The following is a 26,302-nucleotide window of genomic DNA, read 5'->3' on the forward strand; positions in this document are numbered from 1 at the left end:
AACTTTGGAGAATGTGATAAAAAAGGGGTTTTCTTATTGTTGGATTTTACTATCATAAAAATCCGATATCATGTATATACTATTATAAAAAAGTCCCCGAGGAATTCGGGGGCTGAAATATCATTATATTGCCATTAGTTGTTGTATTGTGCTATCTGCTCATCAATGACGGGAGAGAATGTATTTTTGAGTGCCTCCCAGTCTTTGCCGACTTCGGTATCGGTGATGCGGTACATCACACCTCTTGTGTCGTTGGTGTATATTCCGTAGCCTGTCATAGCTTCGCCCATGCCGTATCCGTAATCGAAAACGGGAGTGACTTTGGAAAGGTCTGTGTATTCCATAAGTGCGTCGTACTGCTCTTCGGTGACGAAGCTCCTGAAAGTGCCAGACTGATGCTTGACAACAGTTGTAGCAGCTTCCTTTGCGGCTTTTTTCATCTTTTCATCGGAAGCTGCAAGGCGTTCACATTTTATATAGGTTGCTACAGCCTTGCTCTTGTCGGAATTCTTTACCAGCATACGCGCGTCAAAATTGCAGGAGATATAGTTCTTGTCTGCATTTGGAGCCTTCGGGAAAGGCACTATCATAAGGTCTGCTTCTGGATTTGCCGCATTGGATATGGGCAGAGTCCAGTCAGACGACGCAAGGAACAGCGTATTGAAATCCGTAGGGAATGTATCGCGCCAGTTTGCGCTGTACCAGCCGTTGAGCAGTATATCGTTGGTAAGACTTACGGCGTTTGCTATTTCGGGGTCATACATATTGTTTTTAAGTGTATTGCCGTCAAAATCCACTACTTTATGACCTGTAGACGCTAAGGCAGCCTGTCCGTACCAACCGTTTATGCCCCATCTGTAAGCGCCGGGGTTGTTGGATATGAATTTTTCTATCATGGACTTCATTGCATTCCAGTCCCATTTGCCTTCCTGCCAGAGCTTGCGCGGGTCGTCGATGCCCTCCGACTGCATGAGCTTGCGGCTGTAGGTCAACAGGAAAGGGTCTGATATCGAATAGGGTACAACATAGTGCTGACCCTTGTAGGCAAACATATCCATAACGCCCGACATCTCGTCCCAGAGACCGCTGTCGTTCATGCCCATATCCTCGAAATAAGGGTCGAGGGGGTCAAAAAGCTGCTTCATTACGCCGTTAGGAAAGGCTGCTGCATCGTATGGGAACATATCCACAGCTGCGCCTGCGTTTATCTGTGAAGCAAGCTCGTTGTACTTATCCTCGGCAGTTGTGGGAAGGTAGGTCACCTTTCCGCCGTAAACGTCCTCGAAGAGAGAAAGAGCCACCGACTTCTTTTCAGCCTCTCCCGGGTTGATATCATAGTCGGAGAGCCAGTATATCTCCATTGAGGGATCGGGTGTATCAGACGAAACAGCGACTGTTTCTGTGGTAGTCTGAGCTTCTGTGGTGTTTTCTTTTTTATTGCCGTCCTTCTTTTTGCTGCTGCACGAAACGGCAGTTGACATTACAGCTGTAACAGCAAGGATAGCTGCTGTCAGCCGTTTTGAATCTTTCATGTGCTTAACTCCTTTCATGACCGCCTATCTTATCTTTAATGCGGTATGAACCACTCTATATTATACTCGTTCACAGCCAAACTGTCAAGGCGGTACTGCGGAACGGGTTTAAGCGAAAATTTACTGTAAGAAATTGCGTATTTGCAGCTAAAGGGGCGGATATTGCGAAATGCTTTGTTAAAAAATGCCAAAAATGAGCGGCGTTATATGTGAAGTTGTTAAAAATTTGCGGAATTGAAGTAAAATTGCGTGACATTTCATAATCATTATGTTATAATGTTAATAAGATTTTTATGCAGATGCGAAGAAGGTCTGCATCAGTATACATCAGGAAGGGATTTATAATATGGACAATAACAGATACGATAGATACGATTCACATCGTCCCCGTAAAAGAGTATCCCGTAAAACGCTGAGAAGGAGACAGCTCACTGCACTTTTCATAATTGCATTGCTGGTTCTGCTGCTTATTCTTCTTATAGCTCACGCTTGTTCGGGTAAGCCGAAGAAGGAGGAAAAGGGCAAGGTAGGCAAGGCGACCACAACAACTACTACAGCTGTAGTTACCAATACAGATCCTGCCATAACCACCACAACAGTGACTACAACTTCGGCAGATCCTGTAAATAAGAGCGATTTCAAGCTTGACAAGTATTCTGTATTTATCGAAGTCGGCGAGACTGATACACCTATGGTACAGCAGTATCCTGACGGTGCATCTGAAGCTGATGAACGCTGGTCATCAGGCGATAATACTATTGCTACAGTAGATGACTACGGTCACATCAAGGGCGTTTCGCCGGGAACCTGCTACGTTACACTTAGATCTGCACAGGATGCAAATCAGGAAGTAATGATAAAGGTAACTGTCCGCGGCGACGGAACTACAAACGATACAGCTTCGCCTCAGTCCAACAGGACTGAGGCTCCTGAGCCCCCTGTTTATGATGCAGAGGGGCTTACTTATGTACAGGGAGTTTTGATAGCCAATAAGAGCTACAGCCTTCCGTCCACATTTGAACCCGGACTTGAGCCGCTGGTCTATGAGCAGTTCCAGAAGCTTTCAAGCGACGCCGCAAAAGAGGATCTGAAAATATACGTAGGTTCGGGATACCGTTCATACAGCGATCAGGAAAAGATATACGACAACTATGTACAGCAGGATGGCAAGGAAGCAGCCGATACCTATTCTGCCCGTCCGGGGTATTCTGAGCATCAGACGGGGCTTGTTATCGACGTAAATACCATCGACGATGCATTCGGATATACTCCCGAAGCTGCATGGCTCGCGGAACACGCTCACGAGTACGGATTTATAATCCGTTATCCGCAGGGCAAGGAAGCTTATACAGGCTATAAGTACGAGCCTTGGCATATAAGATATGTAGGCTCAAAGCTGGCAACAAAGCTCTATAACAGCGGACAGTGCCTCGAGGAGTACCTCGGCATCAAATCCGAATACAAGGAATAATTGATCCCCTGTCAGCAGACGGGGGGATTTTTGTTAGCTGAGAGTTTAGATTTGAAAGTTGTGGAGTCGCCTGCGGCGATATTACTTTAATAATGTGAGCGAAGCGAACACTTTAATTCTCAATTCTCAACTTCATATTTTTGCTGCGCAAAAATATGATTTATTGACTATTCTTCGGATATGTGGTAAAATCAGAGTACAGAATGTAAAGGCGGTGCGGTATGCCAAGATTTTTTACGAATGAACTTGATGAAAACAACATAGTACTTACAGGCAGCGATGCCAACCATATAGGGCGCTCCCTGCGAATGAGAGCAGGCGAGGAGGTGACGGTCTGCTGCAACGGCATAGACCATCACTGTACCATAAGAAGCATAACTCCCGATGAAGTCTATCTCGACCTTGTGGACAAGCAGATATGCGCAGCAGAGCCCGATATCGAGGTGACTTTGTTTCAGGCAGTGCCTAAGCTTGACAAGCTGGAGTATATAATCCAGAAAAGCGTGGAGCTCGGTGTTTCGAGGATAGTTCCCGTACTTACAAGACGCTGTGTATCCCGTCCCGATGAAAAGGACTTCACAAAGAAAAAGCTGCCCCGTCTGAACAAAATTGCTGAGGGAGCTGCAAAGCAGTCGGGCAGAGGTATGATCCCCGAGGTCACACCAATGGTGAGTCTTAAAGAAGCTCTTGAAATGATGAAGCAGCTTGACCGTAATATTCTGCTTTACGAAGAAGAGGGCGGAGTATCCTTCGGAGAGGTGAAGCTTGACGGCGCAAAGACTGTGGGACTGTTTATAGGCAGCGAGGGCGGTTTCGACAAGGAAGAGGCGGAAGCGGCAGTAAATATCGGTGCTTCGCAGGTTTGGCTTGGCAAGAGAATACTGCGTTGTGAAACAGCACCAATAACAGCCCTTTCAATTTTGATGTTTTTAACAAATAATATGTAAAGAGTTGAAATTGGAAAAAAAGTATGTTATAATAATTTATAGATTATCGTAATCCGATCGCAAGCGGTTCGGTAAGTACTATTTCTTGCGGAGAAAAGAGGAAAATAAAATGAATAAGTTTTTAGGTGCTATTTTAGGTATTGGTGCAATATCTGTAGTAGGTTATATCGCATCACAGGTTCTCAAGGATAAGCCCTCAGATTCAGATTATGATGACGATGATTACGATGATTTCGATAATTTTGATACAGACGAGAGCATCGACTTCGAAATCAGCGATGATGTAAAGGACGCTGCTGAGGAGATAAAGGACAAGGCAGAAGATATTGCAGATGATATCAAGGATGCTGCTGAAGACATCGTTGACGATATCAAGGACTAATGACTTTGAGGGAGCTTAAAGCTCCCTTTTTTGTCACCTGAACAATTAACGCGTAGAATAATGTTGAATATTGTGCAGTTATACAAAAACTGAAATTTTGTATTGACAACTTGACATTGCTTTGATATAATATAAAAGCTGTTTATCACGGGTACAGCTTTATGAGTTTCGAGGCGTAACTCAGTTTGGTAGAGTGCTTGCTTTGGGAGCAAGATGCCGCAGGTTCGAGTCCTGTCGCCTCGACCAGAAATTTTTTGAAAAAATTCAAAAAAAGGTCTTGACAACTCGAAAGAAATGTGATATAATAATTAAGCGTTAAACGCTGGTGTAGCTCAGTTGGTAGAGCAGCTGATTTGTAATCAGCAGGTCGGGGGTTCGAGTCCGTCCACCAGCTCCATTATTTTGCCTTGATGCAAAAAACAATCTAATCAATGGGAGAGTTCCCGAGTGGCCAAAGGGGGCAGACTGTAAATCTGTTGCTTTTCAGCTTCGATGGTCCGAATCCATCCTCTCCCACCAGAAACGCCCCGAAAAATTCGGGGCTGTTTTTGTTTCCGACTATCCGCCGCACTGACCTTGCAAATCCTCTGCAAGGGCTTTTTTATGCCTGAAAAAAAAGAGAAATTGTACGGAAACGCAGTTTCTGTGTTAAGAATTTTATAAGGAATGTAGGAGAAGTCGCTATGAAGATCGAGGTAAAAGATTTTGATATAAGGCATTATTCCGCACTTGTAAACAATTCGCCTTTGTATAACAGAATAAAGAAGTTCACTGTATTATGCGGAGCTGCATTCGTTTTTGTGGCTTTGCTTACAATACTGGTCGCACTTAAAGATCATAAGGCCGATCCTGTGATGATAATATGCCTTACAACTATATTCTTCGTGTTTGCCATATATGTACACAGGACAAGGAAGTCAAATCCTGCTGTCAGCTTTAATAAATTCACTGCAAAAAATCCCGATTATAAGCTGAAGGTCTCTTTTGAGGAGGAAGATATCGTCCTCAATTCCAGCACATCGGTCTCAAATACCAACAGTACATATAAATATGTCCGCCTTGCAAATGCAGCGGAAAAAGACGGATTTTTCGTCATACTGATCGAAGGTACGGGCTATATCGTGTTCGATCACAGCGAGATAACAGAAGGCACAGCAGAAGAGATGAGAGCTTTGCTTCACAGCAAGCTTGGCCGTAAGTTCAGGGAGAAGTAATATGACAGTATGCAGGATAGATGACGCAGACAGACTTCACACTACATATCAGAGTAAGATGTCCGCGGGAACAGGCGTTACAATAATACTTTCGGTACTTATATTGTTTTTTGGACTGGTGGCATATGGCTTTATCGCTCTTTCCGACAGCGGTATAAAAGCAGGCTTCATTCTGTTTCTGATACCTCTGCTGATCGTGCTTCTGCTGATTCTGAGGATAATAAGAAAAACAAAGAATGCAGGCTATTTCATGGCTTATGTTATTGATGAAAATGAAGTGTTTCAGATAGATATTGCAAAAGCCTGTACAAATGATACGCTTTTCGGTGAGCAGTACAGCATACTTCTGGACAGCGGTCTTGCGCGTATGAACCGCATTATGAAAAATCTGAAAAAGCTCCCCACATCTTCTTATGTAGATGAATTCGTCTGCAACAGACGGGTGGCTGAATACAGCGGAAGCGTTATAGACAAGGTATTTTCCATCAGTGAGGGCAAGGAGTTCCTTACAGTAAAGGCACAGCTTACTGTTGTGAATAAGAGCTCCACTTTTGTTCCAACACGTAAGAAAACACTTTATATCCCACAGACATTCACGAATATGGACCAGCTCCGTTCGCGTCTGGAATATCTTATGTAAAAATCGGTGAAAGCCGTTTGCATATAAAGAAAGTTCAAAGTTAAATATAACTTGGAGGAAAGAAAATATGATAAGAGAAGATTTAAGAAACATCGCCATTATCGCTCACGTTGACCACGGTAAGACTACCCTTGTTGACGAAATGCTCAAGCAGGGCGGCGTGTTCCGTGAAAATCAAGAAGTTGCCGAGCGTGTAATGGACTCAAACGACATCGAGAGGGAAAGAGGTATCACTATCCTTGCGAAGAATACCTCAGTAATGTACAACGGTACCAAGATCAACATTATCGACACCCCGGGCCATGCTGACTTCGGCGGCGAGGTAGAGCGTGTACTTGAAATGGTTGACGGCGTACTCCTGCTTGTTGATGCAGCAGAAGGCCCTATGCCCCAGACACGTTTCGTACTTTCAAAGGCTCTCGAAATGGGTCACAAGATAATCGTAGTCGTAAACAAGATAGACCGTCCTGACGCTCGTCTTGACGAGATAGGCGACGAAGTTCTCGAGCTTCTCCTTGATCTTGACGCAAACGAGGAACAGCTCGAAAGCCCGCTCCTTTTCTGTTCGGGCAGAAGCGGTACAGCTTCACTCAGCCAGTATGAGGCAGGTACAGACCTGAAGCCTCTTTTCGATACTATCATCAACTACATCGAGCCTCCGAAGGGCGAGGAGAATGATCCTCTCCAGATGCTCATTTCCTCTATCGACTATAACGAATACGTAGGACGTATCGGTATCGGACGTATCGTAAGAGGTAAGATAGGTGTAAACCAGCAGGTAACAGTCTGTGATTATACAGGTTCAAAGAAGAACTACAATGCCAAGATAGTTTCACTTCTCCAGATACAGGGACTCAACCGTGTTCCGGTTCAGGAAGCACAGATGGGCGATATCGTATGGATATCGGGTATCGAGAACATCACTATCGGCGATACTATATGTGCAACAGATGCTCCTGATCCGCTCCCGTTCGTAAAGATCAGCGAGCCTACAGTTGAAATGACATTCTCCGTAAACGACAGCCCCTTTGCAGGACGCGAGGGCAAATTCGTTACTTCCCGTCAGCTCCGTGAGAGACTTTTCAAGGAGCTTCTCAAGGATGTTTCTCTCCGTGTTGAGGAAACAGAGTCTACAGACGCATTCCGCGTAGCAGGCAGAGGTGAGATGCACCTGTCTATCCTCATCGAGAATATGCGCCGTGAGGGCTATGAGCTGGGAGTATCGACTCCGCGTGTACTCTTCAAGCAGGACGAGAACGGCAGAAAGCTTGAGCCAATCGAGCGCCTCGTTATCGACGTTCCCGAGGACTGCGTTGGCTCTGTAATGGAGAAGATAGGCGCACGTAAGGGCGATATGGTTGATATGCACCCGCAGGGAAGCCGTATGCGTATCGAGTTTCTTATCCCTGCAAGAGGACTTTTCGGCTATAAGAGCGAATTCCTCACTGATACAAAGGGCGAGGGCATCATGAGCCACGTATTCGACGGCTATCAGCCGTACAAGGGCGATATCGAGCGCAGAAACACAGGCTCTCTTGTATCCTTCGAGACAGGCGAGGCTGTAACATACGGTCTTTACAACGCACAGGAGCGCGGACAGCTCTTTATCACATCGGGTACTCCTGTATATGAGGGCATGATCGTAGGTGCTTCACCTAAGACAGAGGATCTTGTTGTAAACGTCTGCAAGAAAAAGCATCTTACAAATACACGTGCAAGCGGAAGCGATGACGCTCTCAGACTTGTACCTCCGAGAGTTCTCAGCCTTGAGGATTGTCTTGAATTCCTTGCTGATGACGAGCTCCTTGAAGTAACTCCCGAGTCGCTCAGAATCAGAAAGAGAGTCCTCAGCAATACACAGAGAGCTAAGGACAGAAGTAAAAAAGCTTGATTTTTTCACAGAATCAACACATATAAACCATATAATTTGCAGAATTTGAGGTTATAATATGAAAAAGCTTATTATGACATCGCTTTTATCAGCTGTATTGATAACTCTGACAGGGTGCGGAGATAAAGTCAAGGGCAGCACTGAAAAGCCCACAGAGAAAGAAACGACTTCCACCGCCGGTGAAGAGACTACAGAAGCAGGCTCCTATGCGCAGCTTGCCACTGTACGTGAGCGTAATATAGTTTCATCTGATAATTATGATTATGAGATATATGAGGGCGGAGTCATCATAACAAAGTATAAAGGCAAGGATACAGCGGTAGAGATACCTGCCGAGATAGATGGTACTCCCGTAAGAGAGATAGGCTTCTTTGCATTTGAAGCCAATGAGAATATCACCTCGGCGGCTCTTCCCGAAAGCATTCAGACTGTCGGAGAAGGCGCGTTTATCGACTGCACCTCGCTTAAAGAGATAAATTTACCCACAGGGCTTACCACAATAGAAAGAGGAGCTTTTGCAGGCTGTACATCTATTGAGGAAATAACTATACCTGAGGGAGTACAGAGCATACATGACGGCGCTTTTGCAGGCTGTATTGCTCTTTCTCAAATGACGGTGCTGAGCCGCGAACTTAAATATGAGAACTGGGGATTGGATGAACTTCCGAATTTGGTGATATCTGCACCTGAGGACTCGGCAGCTGCCGAGTGGGCGAGTGCAATGGGAAAATACACCATATACTAAATTATTTTTTACTGGGAGGAAAACCATGAAAAACATGAAACTTACAGCAGCAGTTTTAGCTGTTGCAGCTGCACTCCAGTGCTTTACAGGCTGCGGAAAGAAAGATCAGATCAAGGTCGAGGAAACAACTGCTCCGTCAGTCGGCGGCAGCGAGCTTTCGGGAGAAAACTTCGATCAGGAAGCTTACTTCAACAAGGTAATGGAAAAGATCCAGAATGCAGAAGTAGCCACCGAAGCACCTAAGCTTGGAACTCTCGGAGATAAGGTCACACCTGCCGAGGACTCCGAAGAAGCTAATTTAGGACCATATTATGTCAGCAGCAACGGCGTGAAGATGTACTTTAACGACGAAGATTTCTCAAGCAACCTCATGCTCACACTTGAGCAGTATTTCCTTTCATTCCCTTCAGCTGACTATACTAAGTATACAAGCTGTGTGTTCCCGAGCTATATTGATGAAATGGGAGCATTTCTCCAGAAGGATTATAATTATGACCTCAAGACTTCATTTGCTAAGCAGTGCTCAAGCCTTGCAAAGCTTATGAACGGCGACTATAAGATAACACGTATCAGAGTTGAAAAGCCCGAGCAGTATACAGAGGGCGTAGACAACCTTGATAATTACTTCAAATCACTTGACGACGTATTCGGCAAGGCATATTACGATCAGGTAAAGAGCGAAAGCGACGGTATCGTTGATGCCTGCTTCTATGTAATGGGTCAGGATTCCACAGGAAAAGAGACTATGATAGTAAGCGGATACGAAATAGTCTTTGCTCAGAAAGACGGCAGATATTATACATTTGGATAAGAGGCGACTTTTTAATGTATAGGTTTATCACAAGGGCAGCAGCTTTGATAGCAGCTGTGACGATATCGTTTACAGCTGTATCGTGCAGCAGTGAAAAGAAAAGCGAAGAAAAGAATGCAGGTGCTCATCAGGATCATAATATGGCAGCAGTAAGCGCTGACGACGGTGATTATACTGACTATGCCGAAACAGAGCTGAAGCCCGATACTTCAGATGTGCCGCTGATGATAACTTTCCGCAAGACATTTGCCACAGATGCAGAGGCTGCGAAGGTAGCTGAATTCTACTATTCGATATCCGAAAAGAGCGTGGAGTATCTGGAGAGCAGTGTTCAGCCCGATGTGCTCAAATACAAGCTTGACGGCTCGGACGAACAGGAATACCTTGATGCTGAGTATGACTATATAAAGGATACTCTTGTCAAAGATGATTACAAGTTCACGGCAGTCACAATTGATGATGATGCCTCAAGCGATGAAAATATAAGCTATTATGATTCGCTGCTTGCAAAGGCGGCACCTGACTTAAAGCCAACAAGCAAAAAGGTGTTCAAGGTAAACTGCCTTTACGAAAAGGGCGACGGCGGACAGCTTTCACTGGCAGCAAGACTGAGCGAAAACAATATGGACGAAATACAGGTAGCGGTCTATACCATAGACGGCAAGCCCTATGTCATATTCTGATAAAAAGCAAAGGGACGGCATATGCCGTCCTTTTTCATTTGGAATATGTAATTATAGGGGACGGCGTCCTCGCCGTCCCCTATAAAGGCTAACAGATGAAAAAGGCGGACATCAAGTCCGCCTTTGCTGTTATATCTGAGTTGAATAGTTAGGAGCTTCCTTAGTGATATATATATCATGTGGATGGCTCTCTTTAAGGCCAGCGCCTGTGATACGAATGAACTTAGCCTTTTCGTGGAGAGTCGGGATATCCACACAGCCGCAGTAGCCCATACCTGAACGGATACCGCCCACAAGCTGGAAGATAGTATCAGCAACAGGACCCTTGAAAGGTACACGACCTTCAACGCCCTCAGGAACGAGCTTCTTTGCACCTTCCTGGAAATATCTGTCCTTAGAGCCGTTAGCCATAGCGCCGAGGCTTCCCATACCTCTGTATACCTTGAACTGACGACCCTGATAGATCTCTGTTTCACCTGGAGCTTCTGCACAGCCTGCAAGGAGTGAGCCGAGCATAACAACGTTAGCTCCTGCTGCGAGAGCCTTAACGATATCACCGGAGTACTTGATACCGCCGTCGGCAATAACAGGGATACCGTACTTCTGAGCAACACAGGCTACGTCATAAACAGCAGTGATCTGCGGAACACCGATACCAGCAACTACACGGGTAGTACAGATAGAGCCCGGGCCGATACCAACCTTGAGGCAGTCTGCACCTGCTGCGATAAGAGCCTCAGCAGCCTCAGCAGTAGCGATATTACCTGCGATAACAGGGATATCGGGATAAGCTTCCTTGACCATCTTCAGGCACTTGATGATGTTTGCGCTGTGACCGTGAGCCGAGTCAAGAACGAGAACGTCAGCCTGAGCGTCAATAAGAGCCTTAGCTCTTTCGAGTACATTAGCTGTAACGCCGATAGCAGCGCCGCAGAGAAGTCTGCCCTTGCTGTCACGGGCTGAATTAGGATACTGAACTGACTTTTCGATATCCTTTATGGTGATAAGTCCCTTGAGGATACCAGCCTCATCAACGAGCGGGAGCTTTTCGATCTTATGTGCACGGAGAATTTCCTGAGCCTGCTCCAGAGTAGTACCTACGGGAGCTGTGATAAGGTTGTCCTTAGTCATTACCTCTGAGATCTTAGCGGTGAAGTCTGTAAGGAATCGCATATCTCTGTTAGTAATGATACCAACGAGCTTGCCGTTTCCGTCAACGATCGGAACGCCTGAGATCTTGAATTTACCCATAAGCTCGTCTGCATCGGCAACGATGTGATCCTCGGTAAGGGAGAAGGGATTTACGATAACGCCGTTTTCACTTCTCTTTACCTTGTCCACTTCTTCTGCCTGCTGTTCGATGGACATATTCTTGTGGATAATACCGATACCACCCTCACGAGCGATAGCGATAGCCATACGAGAATCTGTAACTGTGTCCATAGCTGCGGTCATAATCGGAGTATTGAGACGGACAGTTTTTGTGAGCTGTGTACCGATCTGGATCATGTTGGGAGTAACATTTGATTCAGCGGGTATCAGCAGCACATCATCGAAGGTAAGACCTTCCTTCTGAAATTTGCTGTTCATGTCGGTCAGCATAATAAAATTCCTCCTTGCATTGATATTAACTTTAATGATACTATTTTTCGCGGCTTCTGTCAATAGTTTGGACGGTTTATGAACGTGAAAAATTTATGGTCAAATATGGTCGGGTTTTGGCGAAAAAAGCAATTTGATATATTAAAGTAACCAAGTGTTAAAGCGTCTGCACTCTTGCGTACTCGGCAAGAATAGCGGAAGCGTCCACGGAATCAATATTTCCGTCGCTGTTCCAGTCCGCAGCCTTTGACTGTTCCTCGGTAAATTTTCCTTTTTTGCCCGATGAGAGCAGAGCATACTCGGCAAGTACAGCGGAAGCGTCTACAGAGTCGATCTTGCCGTCGCCGTTCACATCTCCTCTGGTATCCTTACCCGTAAGGAAAGATATTTCCTGCTCCGAAGCATATTTCTCCGCAGCCGAGCCTTTTTCTCCTCTTAGCTGAAATCCTGAGATATTTATAGCGTCAGAGTTCAGGGAAATGTATTTTTTTCCGACAGCGTCTGTTCCGATAGATTTAACGGTGGGCGGGATATATATACCGCTGATATCCGCACAGCAGTAAAAGGCTCTGTCGCCTATAGATGTGATATTATCGGGAATTGATATATCACTCAGAGCGGTGCAGCAATAAAAGCAGTTTTCGGGTATCTCCGTCACGGACTTGCCGAATATGACGCTTTGCATGGCATTACAGCTCATAAAGCAGCCTTTTCCCAGTTTTGTCACAGAGTCGGGGATAGTTATTTTTTTCAGTGAAAGACAGCCCGAAAAGGCGTGGTCATCTATAGTTTTTACAGTGTTTGGCAGAGTCACGGAAGTGATATCAGCCTTGCCGAAGAAAGCTCCCTTGCGAATGACAGTAGTCTTTTCGTATATCTCAGCGTCCTTGTCGCCTGCATAAAGCAGGAGAGTATCGCTGTTTTCGTAAAGACAGCCGTTTATATTGCTGTAGGTTGGATTTTTCTTGCTCACGTCGATATACAGGAGCGACGGGCAGGCAGTAAAGGCGTAATCGCCTATTTTTGCAACGCTGCTTCCGAGAGTTATTGTAGTAAGCTCAGTGCAGGCACTGAAAGCTCTTGCACCTATAGTCTTTACACTGTCGGGTATCATGCATACGGTTATATTCTCATTGCCCGAAAAAGCGTTTTCGGCAATTGAAGTAACGGGACAGCCTTCTATCTCGGAGGGTATCTGGAGCAATACATCATTTCCTGTACAGCCCGTGACGCTGACCTCCTTATTGCTTATTGTATAGCTGAGCTTGAAGCCTTCGTATATATTTTCGGCGCATACGGGAGCAGCCGAAAAGGCTGCGCTGATAATAACAGCAACGGCAGCTATAGCAGAGATCTGCCTTTTCATTTTATACCTCCCTGCGGCATATCTCGCCGCTTACCATTACGAGAACCGGTTCGCACATAAGGTCGAGGGGATTATCGCCCTTGCGGTAGAGCTGCAAGTCAGCGTCCTTATCCTCAATGAGTGAGCCTGTGACATCGTCTATACCCAGTATCTCAGCAGGGTACAGGGTAATAGTCTTTACAGCCTCATCGAAGCTGAGACCGCCCTTTACAGCTGCCTGAGCCGAAAGAGGGAGGTACTGTATAGGGGTAACTGTATGATCTGTGCATATGGCTATCTTTACTCCGTTTTCGTGGAGCACCGCAGCGTTTTTCAGTTCAAGTCCGCGCATTTCGGGCTTGCAGCGGTCACACATGAGAGGACCACATATCACAGGGACTTTTTCCTCAGCAATGATATCGGCTATCTTGTGACCCTCGGTTCCGTGTATGATAACGGGGTCAAGTGCAAATTCCGAAGCTATGCGCATAGCCGTGCAGATATCGTCTGCGCGGTGACAGTGGAAGAAAGCCTTTATCTTACGTTCCAGCAGTGGCATGAGAGCCTCGCATTTGATATCGTACTCAGGGGGATCGTAGTTCTCGCTGTCGGAGTAATAGCTGTCCATATCGTGAACATAGCGGCGAGCCTTGTAGAGTCCCTCGCGTATAAGAGCGGTTATCGCCATGCGTGTAATGGGAGTTTCTTCCCGTCCGTTGTACACATTCTTGGGATTTTCACCCAGAGCGAACTTGATGCCGCACTTCTTTATGAGCATATTGTCTACGCGCCTGCCGTTTGTCTTTATGGCAGCTATCTCGCCGCCGCAGGGGTTTGCACTTCCGGGGCTTGAAGCCGCAGCGGTTATGCCGCGCATACGTGCTTCCTCAAAGCAGCGGTCGAAAGGGTTGATGCCGTCGATAGCTCTCATCTGAGGGGTGAACGGGTCTGTGGACTCGTTGCAGTCATCGCCCTCAAAGTCGAGGCCGTCCTCAATTATACCGAGGTGAGTATGAGCGTCGATAAAGCCGGGCATGAGCAGACCGCCCTGAGCATTGATGCTGCCCTCGGGTATCTCCTCGGGAGCCCCCTCGCCTATAGCCTTTATCTTGCTGTTTTCGGTTTCTATCCAGCCGTTTTCGATGACTCCGCGGGAGTCAAGGGTGTGTATCTCAGCATTGTAGATAAGCATGGTATGCTCACTTTCTCAGGACTTCAACGATCCTGTCTGTGTTTTCAACGGGGCTGCCCGTGCAGTCTATCCTTGCTGTGCAGTGTTTGAGGTAGATATCTCTGCGAGAATTATAAAGTGCCTCAAGCTCTTCCTTTGTAGACTTTACAACGATAGGACGGTTAGTATCGTCCTTGATGCGCTGATAGCAGGTCTCGAAAGGAACATCGAGGAAGATAACAGCCGAGCCCGAATCCTTTGCTGCCTTTGCAGTATCGGGATTGAGCATAGCACCGCCGCCGCAGGCTGCAACAGTAGTCTTGCCGCAGAGTGACTTCACTATCTCCGCCTCTGTCTGACGGAAGAATGGTTCGCCTTTTTTCTCAAATATCTCGGGGATAGTCATTTCGAGAGTTCTTACGATTATGTCATCGGTGTCGCAGAAGCCGCAGCCCAGTTTTTTAGCTGCAAGCTTGCCTATAGTTGATTTTCCGCAGCCCATAAAGCCGCATAAGAATACAGTCATATTTTACTCCTTTTTACTTTTGAGTCTCAAAGAAATCAAGTATCAGTTCATTCGTATCGAATCTGTTGTATTTTTCGGAATACCACGAATGACCGCCGCCCTTTACAGTAAGCTCCCGGATCTGTCTGTGAGTTTTAGGATTTTCGTATATGTTCAGCACCGAACCGTTGCCGACTTCGTGGGACTCAGACAAATCGGCATTTATGGAGCTTATTCTGTGCTCCATGACCTTTTCTATGGACGGTGCGGGATTAGTCTCGGCAGTACCGTCCCATTCCTTCGGAACAAAATCATCATTTTCGCCTGTAAGCTGGAAAAAGCTTATATCCGAGCCTTTCCGCTTATCCCATATGCTCTTCTGCATATATCCTGCAACACAGGCAAGTGCAGAGAAGGTGCCGTCCGCCTTTTCGGCAAGGGTATGCATCATACACGCACCGTTGCTGAAGCCTGCGGCGTATATCCTGTCTTTGTCGAGGGAATACTTATTTTGCAGATATTCAGCCAGTGATACAAGAAATTCCGTATCCTTGTTGTCGAATGGGACAGCAGCCGAATTCCAGCCGTTTGCAGAGGTTTTGTCTCTCGGGGAAGGTGCTCCCGTAACATATACCACGGCATATCCGAGGGGATTGGCTTTTTCTTCAAAACGGATACTGTTCCGGAAGCCTTCCGCCGAGTCTCCATAGCCGTGAAGCATTATCACAAGAGGAGCATTTTCAGTATTATGGGGCATATCTGCGATAAAATCATGCTTTACGCCGTCAAATGTGCAGGAATACTTGTTTCCGCCTATGCAGGAAATATCCTGAAGCCGAAGCTTTTCAGCCTTTTTCTGTTCGCAGCCCGAAAGGACTATTGCGGCAGCCAGCAGAAAAGCAGCTGTTTTTGTGACTTTCATTTTTTTGCACTCAGTGCCATTTTTGAAAGGGGCACCTTGTCATCTTCTATCATTTTCTCACCTGTAAACTCGAAGCCGTGGTGCTTATAGAAGGCTTTTGCGCGTATATTGTATTCAAGGACCCACAGCCATGCTGCGCCCAGTTCATTTACAGCATAGTTAAGAAGAGTCTGACCGATGCGCATATTCTGAAATTGCGGTTCTACGAAGAGCTTTTCTATCTCATCGCCCTTTACACGGACAACGCCCTTGACTACGCCGCAGTCATCATAGACCCATGTATTTTTCAGTTCTTCCGATCCGGCTGCATATTCCGAAGCCATATCCACAACATTCAGCTCGTTGAAGTAGTAATCGTCGTTGAGAAAATAAGGATAGAAGTTCACGCGGTAATTTGTTATGATTATTTCTGCGATTCGTGAAGCATCGCGGGCTTTGGCAGGTCTTATCATATTACTTGTTCATGCTTTCAACAGCATTTTCCACATCGGTGATTATCTTAGCGATATCTTCGGCTGCGAACTGACCGCCGTACCATATCTCATGAGCCTTTACAGCCTGATATACAAGCATTGAAGCTCCGCCTACAGCTGTTTTGCCGAGAGCACGGGCTTTTTTCATGAGCAGTGTCTCGATAGGGTTATAAATAACGTCGAATACGCTGCCGCTGTTTTCGATGACCTTATCGCTTACAGCGCAGGCATCTGCCTTCGGATACATACCAACGGGAGTTGCATTTATGAGCAGGTCGAAGCTGCCTTCAAGTGCCGATATCTCCACTATCTTTATTGAAGCGCCGCTGCACTTTGACATTATCTCAGCCATGAGGAGCTGAGCGTTCTTGAAGTCCTGAGGTATAACAGCGAGAGTTATATTGCCGCCGTGACGTGCGACCTCGATAGCTATCATTCTGCCGACACCGCCGCAGCCAAGTATAGCAACATTTCCGCCGATAGGGAGCTTCTCTGCCGAGCGCAGGAAGCCGTCACAGTCCGTATTGTAGCCTGTGAGCTTTCCGTCCTTGTTGCTGATGCAGTTTACGGAGTTATAGCGGAGAGCACTTTCTGCAAGCTCGTCCAGAAGCGGTATAACAGCCTGCTTGTGAGGGATAGTAACGTTGAGTCCGCGGAGACTTTCGAGAAGTCCGCGGCTGTTTGCCATATCCTCGGGAGCTATGTCGATAAGCTCGTATGAAGTATCGTCAAGTCCGCTTAGAGCGAACAGTTTTTCGTGGATAAGAGGAGACATGGAGTGTCCGAGAGGGTGTCCGATAAGCGCAAATTTATTCATGATAATGCTCCTTCGAGAGTTTCGAGATTTTCAACATTTACAGCTGTTACATCTTTGAGAGTCTTTTTAACAAGACCTGTGAGAGTTCTTCCGGGACCGAATTCAACGAACCTGTCCGCACCTGCCTCCTGCATAGCAGCAAGCTCGGAAGTGAAGCGTACAGGGGAAACGATATGCTTTGCAAGCATTGAAGCCATATCTGAGAAGTCATTGAGCTCGCCGCCTGTGAGGTTTGAGTAATACTTCACCTGCGGAGCCTTGAAAGTGATAGTCTTTGCTGTTTCGTAGAATTTATCCGCAGCAGGCTGCATGAGCTTTGAATGGAAAGCACCTGCAACGTTGAGAGGGATAACTCTTGCCTTCATTTCGGCAAATATCGCGCTTACCTCAGCGATGCCCTCGGGAGTGCCTGCGATAACGGTCTGTACAGGGGAGTTGTAGTTTACAGCGGTGACATATTCCTTAGCCTCGCCGCATACTCTTTCAACTTCCTCGGGAGCTATCTTCATTATAGCAGCCATTGCACCCTTAGTGGAAGCCGTAGCCTCCTCCATAGCAGCAGCTCTTGCCTTTATAAGGCGGAAAGCGTCCTCAAGGGTTATCATTCCCGATGCGTACATAGCAGCGTATTCACCGAGAGAGTGACCTGCAACGCCGTCAAATGTGAAGCCCTTAGCCTGTGCAGCTTTAAGGCACACGATAGAAGTAGCCATGATAGCAGGCTGAGAGTTTATAGTTCTTGAAAGCTCATCAAGAGGCGCATTGAAGCATATATCCTTCAGATCAGCGCCAAGTACAGCCGAACCTGTTTCATAGACTTCCGCCAGTTCAGGCATGGCTTCCGCAATATCCTTTCCCATACCTTCATACTGCGAGCCCTGTCCTGAAAATAGTGAAATTGTCATAATAGATAACATCCTTTCTGTGTGGTATACACAAACCAATGGTGAAAATATCTGAATGCTATATTGTAAATTTGTGAGAAATGACGATATTTTGATTTCGGGGTGTTAAAGTGACAAAATATCGTTGCAAAAAAACTCAAAATGCTTTACAATATATTATGTGTGGTATTATGTCCGTACAGATGATAGACTGTATGACTATATACTGATATTACTACTATAACACAAAATTTTGGTTTTTACAACCATGTTCAAATAATTTTTTATAGAATCTAAGGAGCTTTTTGATGGGAATCAGCATTTTGGGAATGGGCAGGTATGTGCCCGAGCAGAAATTGAAAAACGATGATCTTACCCGTTTTATTGAGACAAACGATGAGTGGATAAGAACAAGAACGGGCATAACAGAGCGTCCTATGGCAGGCTGGGAGCCCACATGGTATATGGGAAAGCAGGCTTCCCTCAAAGCAATAGAAGCAGCAGGCATCGACCCTTCGCAGATAGGTCTGGTAATATCCTGCACTATAACTTCCGATTTTCTTACTCCGAGCATGGCAAGTGTCATACAGCATGAGATAGGAGCTGTGAATGCAGCAGCCTTTGATCTTGGTGCAGCCTGTACGGGATTCGTTTACGGCGTGGATACCGCAAGGCGTTTCCTTGAGACAGACAGCTCGCTTAAATACGTGCTGGTAGTTGCCAACGAAGCTCTTTCACGCTTCCTTGATTTCAGTGACCGTACTACCTGTATACTGTTCGGTGACGGTGCGGCAGCAGCAGTCCTTGAAAGAAGCGATAAGCTGTTCTCGTCTGCACTTTTCTCGGACGGCGGCGGTGCAAAGCATCTCTTTGCAAGATCACTCAGTCCTGCTCCCGAGGTGGCAACAGAGAGCGATTTTGAAGATCCTTTCCCCGACGCACCTATGCACAAGCTCCAGCAGAACGGCAAAGAGGTGTACAAATTTGCAACACAGGCTCTGCCTAAGGCGTTTGAAAGTGCAGCAGAAAAGATCGGCATAACAAAGGACGATATAGACTGGTTCGTGCCTCATCAGGCAAATATAAGGATAATCGAAACAGCTGCAAAAAAGCTCGATGTATCCATGGATAAATTCATAATCACCCTTGACCACTACGGGAATACCTCCAGTGCGTCCATACCGCTGGCACTTTCCGAGGGTATAGAAAAGGGACTTATCAAGCGCGGACAGAAGATCGCTCTCATAGGCTTCGGAGCAGGTCTTACCTACGGCGGAATAATACTTGAGTATTGATCAAGAACTAAGTGTAGGGGCTGGCGTCCTCGACAGCCCGTCAGTTTTGATCATATTTACGGGACGTCGAGACACCGTCCCCTACAAAGGCAAAAAGGAGAACTATTATGAAAACACGCATTACTGAACTTCTCGGCTGCGAATACCCCATAATACAGGGCGGTATGGCTTGGGTAGCCGAGCATACACTCGCTTCCGCAGTATCCAACGCAGGCGGTATCGGACTTATCGCAGGCGGCAGCGCACCTATCGACTATCTTCGTGAGCAGATACGTCTCTGCAAGGAAAAGACAAACAAGCCTTTCGGCGTAAATATCATGCTTATGAGCCCCAATGCCGACGACCTTGCACAGCTCTGCATCGATGAGGGCGTAAAGGTTATAACAACAGGCGCGGGCAATCCTGGCAAATACATGGCTGCATGGAAAGAGGCAGATATAAAGGTAATGCCTGTTGTACCGTCAGTAGCACTTGCAAAGAGAATGGAAAAGGCAGGAGCTGACGCTGTTATCGCTGAGGGAACAGAGTCGGGCGGACATATCGGTGAGAATACAACAATGTGTCTCGTGCCTCAGGTAGTAGACGCAGTTGAGATACCTGTTATCGCAGCAGGCGGTATTGCAGACGGCAGAGGAATGGCAGCAGCCTTCATGCTGGGCGCCGTGGGCGTTCAGATAGGCACACGCTTCCTTGCTTCCGAGGAGTGCCAGATACACCCTACCTTCAAGGACCTTGTAATAAAGGCAAAGGATACCGATAATATCGTAACAGGAAGATATACAGGTCACCCTTGCAGAAATATCAAGACAAAGTTCGCAAAGAAGCTCGCTATGGGCGAAAAGGAAGGTACTCTTACTCCCGATGAGTTTGAAAAGCTCACACTTGGTGCACTCCGCAGAGCTGTAGTTGACGGCGATGTGGACAGCGGTTCATTCCTTTGCGGAGCTATCTCAGGTATGGTAAACGATATAAAGCCGTGTGCCGAGATAGTCAAGGAAATAAACGACGGAGCAGAAAAGCTCCTGAAGCTATGATAAGATATAAGTATGTAAGGATCAGGAGCAGCATCGGCGGCACCTATTATTACAAAGGCGAAAACGGAAAGATCAGTCCGCGTCAGGTGATAGATGATTTGGCGGCTCAGGGCTACAGGTATGTGGGAAATATACCGATAAAGCAGGGCGGCTACGGCTCTTTGATGGAGTATGACATGATATTTGAATACTGCTGTCAATAAAAAAGTTACATATGTAACTATGAAAAGTGACATTTTTCCCGTTAACAAACTGCGGAAAAAGTGATAAAATAAAAGTATCAAAAAACACCATAAACGGAGGTAAACAATATGGCAACAGCAATTATAACAGGTGCATCACAGGGTATAGGTGCCTGTATCGCAAAAAGACTTGCACAGGACGGTTTTGACGTAGTAATAAATCATTATCCAAGCGACGGTGATAAGGAAAAGGCACTTGCGGTTGCTGAGGAGTGCCGTTCATTCGGTGTAAAGGCTGAATGCTATGCGGCTGACGTATCAAAATTCGACCAGTGCGAGGCTATGGTAAAGCAGATAAAGACTGATTTCGGAACAATAGACGCACTTGTAAACAACGCAGGCATCACAAAGGATAAGCTTCTTGCAAGAATGAGCGAGGAGGAATACGATGCAGTCATTGCTGTAAACCAGAAGAGCGTTTTCAATATGACAAAGAATGTGACAGCTGTAATGATGAAGCAGAGACACGGAAAGATAGTAAATGTGGCTTCTGTTGCAGGACTCTACGGAAATCCCGGACAGATGAATTACTCTGCATCAAAGGCAGCTATCATAGGTATGACAAAGACAACAGCCAAAGAGTTCGGTTCGCGCAATATCACCTGCAACGCAGTAGCTCCCGGATTTATACATACACCCATGACAGATGTGCTTTCCGAAGAGTTAAAGGCTAAAATGATAGAAGCCATAGCACTCAGACGTTACGGTGAACCCGAGGAAATAGCTTCCGTGGTATCATTCCTTGTATCCGAAAACGCTTCTTATGTTACGGGTCAGGTCATCGAGATATCAGGCGGACTTGCTATGTAAGACCTTTAATATTCGCAGCATGGAGCGCAGGCTCTGATCACACTAAGTACAGAGAGGTTTAAGAAAGGAAAAAATATGAGCAGAAGAGTAGTTATCACAGGACTTGGGGCAGTTACTCCCCTTGGAACAGGAGTCAAGAAATTCTGGGAGGGCATCAGGGCAAACAAGCTTGGCATCTCCTATATAGATATGTTTGAAACAGAGCGCATAGGTGTCAAGATAGCGGGAATAATACGCGATTTCGATGAAGAGCAGTATTATGATGTTGAGGGCTGCTTCGACAAAAAAGAAGCCAAGCGCATGGATACATTCACAAAGTATGCCGTAGTTGCTGCACACGAGGCTCTTACAGATGCAGGAACAGACTTCAAGGACATTGACCCTTACAGAGTGGGCGTACTTGTAGGTTCTGGCATCGGCGGTGTAGACCTTACACTTACAGAGCATAACAAGTATCTCGAAAAAGGTCCGGGAAGAATGTCTGCATTCTATGTTCCCATGATGATAAGCAATATGGCAGCAGGCACTATCTCCATGAAAACAGGCTTCAGAGGAGCAAACTTCGATGTGACCACAGCCTGCGCTTCAGGAACAAATTCCATCGGTGAAGCATTCAGAAAGATAAAGGACGGCTACCTTGATGCTTGTCTCGCAGGCGGTACAGAGTCCACAAGAGTAGAGTTCACATTCGGCGGCTTTGCAAATATGAAGGCTCTTACAAAGAGCGAGGACCTCACAAGAGCTTCCATACCTTTCGACAAGGAGCGCAGCGGCTTCGTTCTCGGCGAGGGAAGTGCAGTACTGGTACTTGAAGAATACGAACACGCAAAGGCAAGAGGAGCTAAGATATACGCAGAGGTAGCAGGCTACGGAGCTACCTGTGACGGCTACCACATGACATCACCTATGCCCAGCGGCGAAGCCGCAGGCAAGGGCATGAGCCTTGCAATGGAAGAGGCAGGACTTACTCCTGCTGACATAGATTATATAAATGCACACGGCACTTCCACAGGTCTCAACGACAAGTATGAGACTGCCGCTATAAAGCTTGCTTTCGGCGACGAGGCAAAGAACGTAAAGATAAGCTCAACAAAGTCCATGATAGGACATCTTCTCGGTGCAGCAGGAGCAGTTGAGGCTGTAGTCTGCGCAAAGAGCATCGAAGAAGGATTTATCCACGCAACAGTCGGCTATAAGGTGCCTGATGAGGAGTGCGACCTTGATTACTGCGGAAGCGGTAATATTGAACAGGAGGTAAATGCTGTGCTTTCAAATTCACTTGGATTTGGCGGACACAATGCAACTCTCTGTTTCAAAAAGGTAAAGGATTGAGGAGGACATTAAATGGAGAAAATCTACGGTCAGTTTGACCTTGAAACCATAGAAAAACTGGCAGACATAATCAATAAGAAGGAGCTCTCGGAGCTTACTATATCAAGCGGCGACAACACCATTACTATCAAGGGCAAGAAGAGCGTTCCCGCAATGTCCGTACCTATGATGGCAGCTGCTCCCGCACAGCCGGCCTCTATAGACAGCACCCTTGCTGCAAGCGAGGCATCAATGGCTGAGGAGGTAAGCGGAAAGATAGTAAAATCACCTATAGTCGGCACATTCTACTCAGCACCTTCACCTGATAAGCCGCCTTTCGTAAAGACAGGCGACGAGGTCAAGAAGGGCGATGTTATTATGATAATCGAGTCAATGAAGCTCATGAACGAGATACAGTCGGAATATGACGGCGTTGTAGAGCAGATACTCGTATCAGACGGACAGGCAGTAGAATTCGACCAGCCTATCATGGTCATAAAGTAATGGATTACAAGTACCTCACTCAGGAAGTAATAGATTCGGGCGGCAGGAACATAACCTCTCCGGAAATGTTCGCGGAAGCCCGTCTGTATAACATTGAGGCTATGAAGAACAATGTCAGGCGCCGCCGCGTACACGCATTGTTCAACACATGGGTAATAACCCAGTATGTACTTGTTATCTGGTTCATGTTTTCGCTTATAATGGTATATAGCAATGATTATGTACCAGACTGGCGGATAGCACTGGCAGCATTGGGATTTTTTGGCTATCTTATACTGGTGACCTATTTCGTATACATGAAGAACTGTCGTGAAAGGTATGTACTATGCCTTGTGTCACTGCCTGCCATACTGATATCATTTATTTTTCTGCTATTCCCTGTGGCGAATTTCGGAATCGGCTGGTATTACAACAACGAAGAGAACAAGCTTTCAAAAGAGCTTGGCTATCCCTCGTTCCCGAGGCTGCTGATAACTACCGTAAACAGCGATGCAGACAGAATAACTAATCTGACATACGACAGCATACGTGAAAAGGCTAACAGAGACCACCCACACGACGGTACTTTTCTTTGATATTATGGAACTTAAATTTATAACACAGGACAATATAGACGAGTCTCACATCAACATTACCTCTGCGGAGATGTACACCGAATTCAAGGAATACAATCAGCATATGCTTGATATGCAGAAGAAGCGCTGGAGATTTCTCCGCGATTTCTGGGCATTGTGGATAATGAACGCCATACTTCTCTTTGTGGGTATAATGACTGCTTTAATGTTAATGTGGAACGGCTCGCTGATATACATGGCAAGCGGAACGTTCATGCCCTGTTGGCTGCTTGTAGCCATATACCTGTTTCTGATGATATACTTTATAGGTATACGCAAGCTGTACAGCTGGAAGGCAGGGCTTCTGATATCTGCCATACTTGTACCCGTAAACCTTGCGTTTATAGCCCTTGCTGCTGCAAATGCCGTTGTTATCTATTTCATGGATAAGGAGGACAGCAGCATCAGGAACGAGATCGGCTATCCCCATTTCGCGCAGCTTGTAGGCTCGTTCAAGAGCTTTGTCAAGGACGGCGAGGTATACGGAGTAGGAGATGGCGTTGTTTACGGAGCAGGGCTTCAGTCCGAAAGTGCAGAGCAGGTACCCGAGGATCCGTTTGCGAAATACAGGATAAAACCCGAAGATGATATGGGTATGCTTGCGGATAACGATATAAATAAGGAGTAATCAAAATGGCTGATATACTTATGAATAAAGAACAGATAATGGAAATAATCCCTCATCGCGATCCCTTCCTTCTCATAGATGAGATATTGGAACTGGAAGTAGGCATGAAGGTACACGCAAGAAAGTACATCAAGGAAGATGATTTCTGGTTTAAGGGACATTTTCCGGGATATCCTGTTACCCCCGGTGTGCTTATGGTTGAGATGATAGCACAGGCAGGAGCAGTATGTCTGCTGTCAAAGCCCGAATTCAAGGGTAAAGTAGGACTTTTTGGCGGTATTGACAAGGCTAAGTTCCGCAGACAGGTAGTTCCCGGTGACGTACTTGACATTGAAGTTGAGATGATACGCCAGCGCGGTCCTGTAGGAACAGGCAAGGCTGTTGCATCAGTAGGTGGTGAAAAGGCTGTATCTTGCGAGATAACATTTATCATTGCAGATAAAAAATAAGTGACACAGGAGATCAGTATAAATGTTCAGAAAAGTTCTTATCGCCAACAGAGGCGAGATAGCTGTACGAATAATAAGAGCCTGCCGAGAGCTGAGTATACGCTGCGTAGCAGTATATTCCACAGCTGACCGCAATTCGCTCCATGCTCAGATAGCAGACGAGGCAGTATGCATAGGACCTGCTGCAACAAAGGACAGCTATCTGAATATGAACGCTATCGTACAGGCGGCGTTGAATACGGGAGCTGACGCAATCCACCCGGGCTTTGGTTTTCTCTCTGAGAATGCAGAATTTGCAAAGCTCTGTGAGGCAAACGGAATAGTTTTCATCGGTCCGTCATATAAGTCTATAGAAATGCTTGGCGACAAGGCAGCTGCAAAGGAGACTATGGCAGCAGCAGGAGTACCCGTTATCCCGGGCTCTAAGGGAGCTGTAAAGTCTCTTGAGGAAGCCCGCAAGATAGCCGACAAGGCAGGCTACCCCGTACTTGTAAAGGCTTCGGCAGGCGGCGGCGGACGCGGTATACGCCGTGTTGACAGCGCAGATGAGCTTGAAGCTCAGATGACAGCCGCACAGCAGGAGGCTAAGAACTTCTTCGGCGATGACGCGGTATATATCGAGAAATTCCTTATAAATCCGCATCATGTTGAGATACAGATAATTGCTGACAAGTACGGAAATTATTTACATCTCTGCGAGCGTGACTGCTCAATGCAGCGCCGCAACCAGAAGATGATAGAGGAGTGCCCCAGCCCTATAGTTGACGCAGAGCTCCGTGCAAAAATGGGTGCAGCAGCAGTTACTGCGGCTAAGGAGTGCGGCTACTACAACGCAGGTACTATCGAGTTTCTCGTTGACGAGAACCACGACTTCTATTTTATGGAAATGAATACTCGTATACAGGTTGAACACCCTATAACCGAGGAAGTTACGGGCTTTGATATAGTAAAGGCACAGATAGAGATAGCAGACGGCAAGCCTCTTGAGGTAAAGCAGGAGGATATAGTAATGCGCGGTCACGCTATCGAATGCAGAATAAACGCAGAGGACCCTTCTCACGGTTTCAGGCCGTCACCGGGTACCATCACGGCACTTTATATGCCCGGCGGTCCCGGAATAAGAATAGACGGAGCCGTATATCAGGGCTATACCATAACACCTTTCTACGATTCTATGATAAGCAAGCTAATTGCTCACGGCTCTGACCGCGAGGACGCAATAAACAAGATGAGATGGGCACTTTCGGAATTTATCGTGGAAGGCGTTGACACAAATATAGATTTTCAGCTGGAAATGATAAGGAATGCCGATTTCAGAGCAGGCAAGTATGATATCGGTTTCCTCGGAAGATATATGGAAGAAAAGAAGAACTAATAATA

At 46.3% G+C, this 26,302-nt stretch carries 28 protein-coding genes and 3 tRNA genes; 22 read left to right on the forward strand and 9 right to left on the reverse strand.

The window, feature by feature from the left end:
* Positions 1-134: 134 nt before the first annotated feature.
* Positions 135-1,532, reverse strand: coding sequence for an ABC transporter substrate-binding protein (locus tag L870_RS0104510; protein ID WP_028517120.1), 1,398 nt, complete (start codon positions 1,530-1,532; stop codon positions 135-137).
* A 346-nt stretch (positions 1,533-1,878) separates the two neighbouring features.
* Between L870_RS0104510 and L870_RS0104515 the strand changes: the two genes are divergently transcribed.
* From L870_RS0104515 to L870_RS0104570, 12 genes are all read left to right on the forward strand, one after another.
* On the forward strand, positions 1,879-3,003 hold the full coding sequence (locus tag L870_RS0104515) for a D-alanyl-D-alanine carboxypeptidase family protein (RefSeq protein WP_028517121.1): 1,125 nt from the start codon (positions 1,879-1,881) through the stop codon (positions 3,001-3,003).
* A 221-nt stretch (positions 3,004-3,224) separates the two neighbouring features.
* Positions 3,225-3,950: an RsmE family RNA methyltransferase gene (locus tag L870_RS0104520; protein ID WP_028517122.1), complete on the forward strand. Its 726-nt coding sequence runs from the start codon at positions 3,225-3,227 to the stop codon at positions 3,948-3,950.
* 109 nt (positions 3,951-4,059) lie between these two features.
* Complete coding sequence (locus tag L870_RS0104525) at positions 4,060-4,332, forward strand: YtxH domain-containing protein (protein ID WP_028517123.1); 273 nt, start codon at positions 4,060-4,062, stop codon at positions 4,330-4,332.
* Positions 4,333-4,501: 169 nt separating this feature from the next.
* Positions 4,502-4,578: transfer RNA gene (locus tag L870_RS0104530), tRNA-Pro, on the forward strand.
* A gap of 75 nt (positions 4,579-4,653) precedes the next feature.
* Positions 4,654-4,729: transfer RNA gene (locus tag L870_RS0104535), tRNA-Thr, on the forward strand.
* 36 nt (positions 4,730-4,765) lie between these two features.
* Positions 4,766-4,851, forward strand: a tRNA-Tyr gene (locus tag L870_RS0104540).
* A gap of 164 nt (positions 4,852-5,015) precedes the next feature.
* Positions 5,016-5,546 carry a hypothetical protein gene (locus tag L870_RS0104545; protein WP_028517124.1) on the forward strand — a complete coding sequence of 177 codons (531 nt, stop codon included), beginning with the start codon at positions 5,016-5,018 and terminating at the stop codon, positions 5,544-5,546.
* A 1-nt stretch (position 5,547) separates the two neighbouring features.
* Positions 5,548-6,186 (forward strand): hypothetical protein, encoded by a 639-nt coding sequence (locus tag L870_RS0104550; protein WP_028517125.1) that lies wholly within the window; start codon positions 5,548-5,550, stop codon positions 6,184-6,186.
* Positions 6,187-6,253: 67 nt separating this feature from the next.
* The gene (gene typA, locus L870_RS0104555; RefSeq protein ID WP_028517126.1) at positions 6,254-8,077 is read left to right on the forward strand and encodes a translational GTPase TypA; all 1,824 of its coding nucleotides are present in this window, start codon (positions 6,254-6,256) and stop codon (positions 8,075-8,077) included.
* A 58-nt stretch (positions 8,078-8,135) separates the two neighbouring features.
* Positions 8,136-8,822, forward strand: a complete 687-nt coding sequence (locus L870_RS0104560) for a leucine-rich repeat domain-containing protein (protein WP_028517127.1) — start codon at positions 8,136-8,138, stop codon at positions 8,820-8,822.
* 25 nt (positions 8,823-8,847) lie between these two features.
* Positions 8,848-9,633, forward strand: coding sequence for a hypothetical protein (locus tag L870_RS0104565; RefSeq protein ID WP_028517128.1), 786 nt, complete (start codon positions 8,848-8,850; stop codon positions 9,631-9,633).
* Positions 9,634-9,647: 14 nt separating this feature from the next.
* Positions 9,648-10,316 (forward strand): hypothetical protein, encoded by a 669-nt coding sequence (locus L870_RS0104570; RefSeq protein WP_028517129.1) that lies wholly within the window; start codon positions 9,648-9,650, stop codon positions 10,314-10,316.
* Positions 10,317-10,445: 129 nt separating this feature from the next.
* On the opposite strand, the gene guaB is transcribed toward L870_RS0104570, so the two are convergent.
* From guaB to fabD, 8 genes are all read right to left on the reverse strand, one after another.
* Positions 10,446-11,918, reverse strand: coding sequence for an IMP dehydrogenase (gene guaB, locus L870_RS0104575; protein WP_028517130.1), 1,473 nt, complete (start codon positions 11,916-11,918; stop codon positions 10,446-10,448).
* A gap of 157 nt (positions 11,919-12,075) precedes the next feature.
* Positions 12,076-13,284, reverse strand: a complete 1,209-nt coding sequence (locus L870_RS0104580; protein ID WP_028517131.1) for a leucine-rich repeat protein — start codon at positions 13,282-13,284, stop codon at positions 12,076-12,078.
* A gap of 1 nt (position 13,285) precedes the next feature.
* Entirely contained in the window at positions 13,286-14,455 is a 1,170-nt protein-coding gene (locus L870_RS0104585) for an amidohydrolase (protein WP_028517132.1), read from the reverse strand.
* Between the two features lie 7 nt (positions 14,456-14,462).
* Positions 14,463-14,960 carry a shikimate kinase gene (locus tag L870_RS0104590; protein WP_028517133.1) on the reverse strand — a complete coding sequence of 166 codons (498 nt, stop codon included), beginning with the start codon at positions 14,958-14,960 and terminating at the stop codon, positions 14,463-14,465.
* Between the two features lie 13 nt (positions 14,961-14,973).
* Complete coding sequence (locus tag L870_RS0104595; RefSeq protein ID WP_028517134.1) at positions 14,974-15,861, reverse strand: CE1 family esterase; 888 nt, start codon at positions 15,859-15,861, stop codon at positions 14,974-14,976.
* Entirely contained in the window at positions 15,858-16,313 is a 456-nt protein-coding gene (locus L870_RS0104600; RefSeq protein WP_028517135.1) for a GNAT family N-acetyltransferase, read from the reverse strand. The genes L870_RS0104595 and L870_RS0104600 overlap by 4 nt, the downstream gene beginning before the upstream one ends.
* A 1-nt stretch (position 16,314) precedes the next feature.
* Positions 16,315-17,151 (reverse strand): shikimate dehydrogenase family protein, encoded by an 837-nt coding sequence (locus L870_RS0104605; protein WP_028517136.1) that lies wholly within the window; start codon positions 17,149-17,151, stop codon positions 16,315-16,317.
* On the reverse strand, positions 17,148-18,056 hold the full coding sequence (fabD, locus tag L870_RS0104610; RefSeq protein WP_028517137.1) for an ACP S-malonyltransferase: 909 nt from the start codon (positions 18,054-18,056) through the stop codon (positions 17,148-17,150). The genes L870_RS0104605 and fabD overlap by 4 nt, the downstream gene beginning before the upstream one ends.
* Before the next feature lie 287 nt (positions 18,057-18,343).
* Between fabD and L870_RS0104615 the strand changes: the two genes are divergently transcribed.
* From L870_RS0104615 to accC, 10 genes are all read left to right on the forward strand, one after another.
* Positions 18,344-19,330, forward strand: coding sequence for a beta-ketoacyl-ACP synthase III (locus tag L870_RS0104615; RefSeq protein ID WP_028517138.1), 987 nt, complete (start codon positions 18,344-18,346; stop codon positions 19,328-19,330).
* 107 nt (positions 19,331-19,437) lie between these two features.
* Positions 19,438-20,364, forward strand: coding sequence for an enoyl-[acyl-carrier-protein] reductase FabK (gene fabK / locus L870_RS0104620; protein ID WP_028517139.1), 927 nt, complete (start codon positions 19,438-19,440; stop codon positions 20,362-20,364).
* A complete protein-coding gene (locus L870_RS16655) occupies positions 20,361-20,567 on the forward strand; it encodes a DUF4177 domain-containing protein (RefSeq protein WP_037271224.1) in 207 nt (68 codons plus the stop codon). The genes fabK and L870_RS16655 overlap by 4 nt, the downstream gene beginning before the upstream one ends.
* 108 nt (positions 20,568-20,675) lie before the next feature.
* Positions 20,676-21,416: a 3-oxoacyl-[acyl-carrier-protein] reductase gene (gene fabG, locus L870_RS0104630; RefSeq protein ID WP_028517140.1), complete on the forward strand. Its 741-nt coding sequence runs from the start codon at positions 20,676-20,678 to the stop codon at positions 21,414-21,416.
* Between the two features lie 75 nt (positions 21,417-21,491).
* On the forward strand, positions 21,492-22,748 hold the full coding sequence (fabF, locus tag L870_RS0104635) for a beta-ketoacyl-ACP synthase II (RefSeq protein ID WP_028517141.1): 1,257 nt from the start codon (positions 21,492-21,494) through the stop codon (positions 22,746-22,748).
* A 12-nt stretch (positions 22,749-22,760) separates the two neighbouring features.
* Entirely contained in the window at positions 22,761-23,231 is a 471-nt protein-coding gene (accB, locus tag L870_RS0104640) for an acetyl-CoA carboxylase biotin carboxyl carrier protein (RefSeq protein ID WP_028517142.1), read from the forward strand.
* Positions 23,231-23,806 (forward strand): DmsC/YnfH family molybdoenzyme membrane anchor subunit, encoded by a 576-nt coding sequence (locus L870_RS0104645; RefSeq protein WP_028517143.1) that lies wholly within the window; start codon positions 23,231-23,233, stop codon positions 23,804-23,806. The genes accB and L870_RS0104645 overlap by 1 nt, the downstream gene beginning before the upstream one ends.
* A 4-nt stretch (positions 23,807-23,810) precedes the next feature.
* On the forward strand, positions 23,811-24,473 hold the full coding sequence (locus L870_RS0104650) for a hypothetical protein (RefSeq protein WP_028517144.1): 663 nt from the start codon (positions 23,811-23,813) through the stop codon (positions 24,471-24,473).
* A 5-nt stretch (positions 24,474-24,478) separates the two neighbouring features.
* A complete protein-coding gene (gene fabZ, locus L870_RS0104655) occupies positions 24,479-24,922 on the forward strand; it encodes a 3-hydroxyacyl-ACP dehydratase FabZ (RefSeq protein ID WP_037271227.1) in 444 nt (147 codons plus the stop codon).
* Positions 24,923-24,944: 22 nt separating this feature from the next.
* A complete protein-coding gene (accC, locus tag L870_RS0104660) occupies positions 24,945-26,297 on the forward strand; it encodes an acetyl-CoA carboxylase biotin carboxylase subunit (RefSeq protein WP_028517146.1) in 1,353 nt (450 codons plus the stop codon).
* Positions 26,298-26,302: the final 5 nt, after the last annotated feature.

Origin of the sequence: Ruminococcus flavefaciens ATCC 19208 (assembly GCF_000518765.1) — a bacterium.
In the GTDB taxonomy this organism is placed as follows: Bacteria; Bacillota; Clostridia; order Oscillospirales; family Ruminococcaceae; genus Ruminococcus; species Ruminococcus flavefaciens.

What these genes read in the sequence shown, in the direction of transcription:
- L870_RS0104560 (WP_028517127.1), top strand. Translation starts at nt 8,136, where the DNA reads ATGAAAAAGCTTATTATGACATCGCTTTTATCAGCTGTATTGATAACT.
- L870_RS0104525 (WP_028517123.1), top strand. Translation starts at nt 4,060, where the DNA reads ATGAATAAGTTTTTAGGTGCTATTTTAGGTATTGGTGCAATATCTGTA.
- L870_RS0104645 (WP_028517143.1), top strand. Translation starts at nt 23,231, where the DNA reads ATGGATTACAAGTACCTCACTCAGGAAGTAATAGATTCGGGCGGCAGG.
- L870_RS0104615 (WP_028517138.1), top strand. Translation starts at nt 18,344, where the DNA reads ATGGGAATCAGCATTTTGGGAATGGGCAGGTATGTGCCCGAGCAGAAA.
- L870_RS0104595 (WP_028517134.1), bottom strand. Translation starts at nt 15,861, where the DNA reads ATGAAAGTCACAAAAACAGCTGCTTTTCTGCTGGCTGCCGCAATAGTC.
- accC (WP_028517146.1), top strand. Translation starts at nt 24,945, where the DNA reads ATGTTCAGAAAAGTTCTTATCGCCAACAGAGGCGAGATAGCTGTACGA.
- L870_RS0104565 (WP_028517128.1), top strand. Translation starts at nt 8,848, where the DNA reads ATGAAAAACATGAAACTTACAGCAGCAGTTTTAGCTGTTGCAGCTGCA.
- L870_RS0104600 (WP_028517135.1), bottom strand. Translation starts at nt 16,313, where the DNA reads ATGATAAGACCTGCCAAAGCCCGCGATGCTTCACGAATCGCAGAAATA.
- L870_RS0104570 (WP_028517129.1), top strand. Translation starts at nt 9,648, where the DNA reads ATGTATAGGTTTATCACAAGGGCAGCAGCTTTGATAGCAGCTGTGACG.
- guaB (WP_028517130.1), bottom strand. Translation starts at nt 11,918, where the DNA reads ATGCTGACCGACATGAACAGCAAATTTCAGAAGGAAGGTCTTACCTTC.
- L870_RS0104605 (WP_028517136.1), bottom strand. Translation starts at nt 17,151, where the DNA reads ATGAATAAATTTGCGCTTATCGGACACCCTCTCGGACACTCCATGTCT.
- fabK (WP_028517139.1), top strand. Translation starts at nt 19,438, where the DNA reads ATGAAAACACGCATTACTGAACTTCTCGGCTGCGAATACCCCATAATA.
- L870_RS0104590 (WP_028517133.1), bottom strand. Translation starts at nt 14,960, where the DNA reads ATGACTGTATTCTTATGCGGCTTTATGGGCTGCGGAAAATCAACTATA.
- L870_RS0104585 (WP_028517132.1), bottom strand. Translation starts at nt 14,455, where the DNA reads ATGCTTATCTACAATGCTGAGATACACACCCTTGACTCCCGCGGAGTC.
- accB (WP_028517142.1), top strand. Translation starts at nt 22,761, where the DNA reads ATGGAGAAAATCTACGGTCAGTTTGACCTTGAAACCATAGAAAAACTG.
- fabZ (WP_037271227.1), top strand. Translation starts at nt 24,479, where the DNA reads ATGGCTGATATACTTATGAATAAAGAACAGATAATGGAAATAATCCCT.
- L870_RS0104580 (WP_028517131.1), bottom strand. Translation starts at nt 13,284, where the DNA reads ATGAAAAGGCAGATCTCTGCTATAGCTGCCGTTGCTGTTATTATCAGC.
- L870_RS0104515 (WP_028517121.1), top strand. Translation starts at nt 1,879, where the DNA reads ATGGACAATAACAGATACGATAGATACGATTCACATCGTCCCCGTAAA.
- fabG (WP_028517140.1), top strand. Translation starts at nt 20,676, where the DNA reads ATGGCAACAGCAATTATAACAGGTGCATCACAGGGTATAGGTGCCTGT.
- L870_RS0104650 (WP_028517144.1), top strand. Translation starts at nt 23,811, where the DNA reads ATGGAACTTAAATTTATAACACAGGACAATATAGACGAGTCTCACATC.
- L870_RS16655 (WP_037271224.1), top strand. Translation starts at nt 20,361, where the DNA reads ATGATAAGATATAAGTATGTAAGGATCAGGAGCAGCATCGGCGGCACC.
- L870_RS0104545 (WP_028517124.1), top strand. Translation starts at nt 5,016, where the DNA reads ATGAAGATCGAGGTAAAAGATTTTGATATAAGGCATTATTCCGCACTT.
- L870_RS0104550 (WP_028517125.1), top strand. Translation starts at nt 5,548, where the DNA reads ATGACAGTATGCAGGATAGATGACGCAGACAGACTTCACACTACATAT.
- typA (WP_028517126.1), top strand. Translation starts at nt 6,254, where the DNA reads ATGATAAGAGAAGATTTAAGAAACATCGCCATTATCGCTCACGTTGAC.
- fabD (WP_028517137.1), bottom strand. Translation starts at nt 18,056, where the DNA reads ATGACAATTTCACTATTTTCAGGACAGGGCTCGCAGTATGAAGGTATG.
- L870_RS0104510 (WP_028517120.1), bottom strand. Translation starts at nt 1,532, where the DNA reads ATGAAAGATTCAAAACGGCTGACAGCAGCTATCCTTGCTGTTACAGCT.
- L870_RS0104520 (WP_028517122.1), top strand. Translation starts at nt 3,225, where the DNA reads ATGCCAAGATTTTTTACGAATGAACTTGATGAAAACAACATAGTACTT.
- fabF (WP_028517141.1), top strand. Translation starts at nt 21,492, where the DNA reads ATGAGCAGAAGAGTAGTTATCACAGGACTTGGGGCAGTTACTCCCCTT.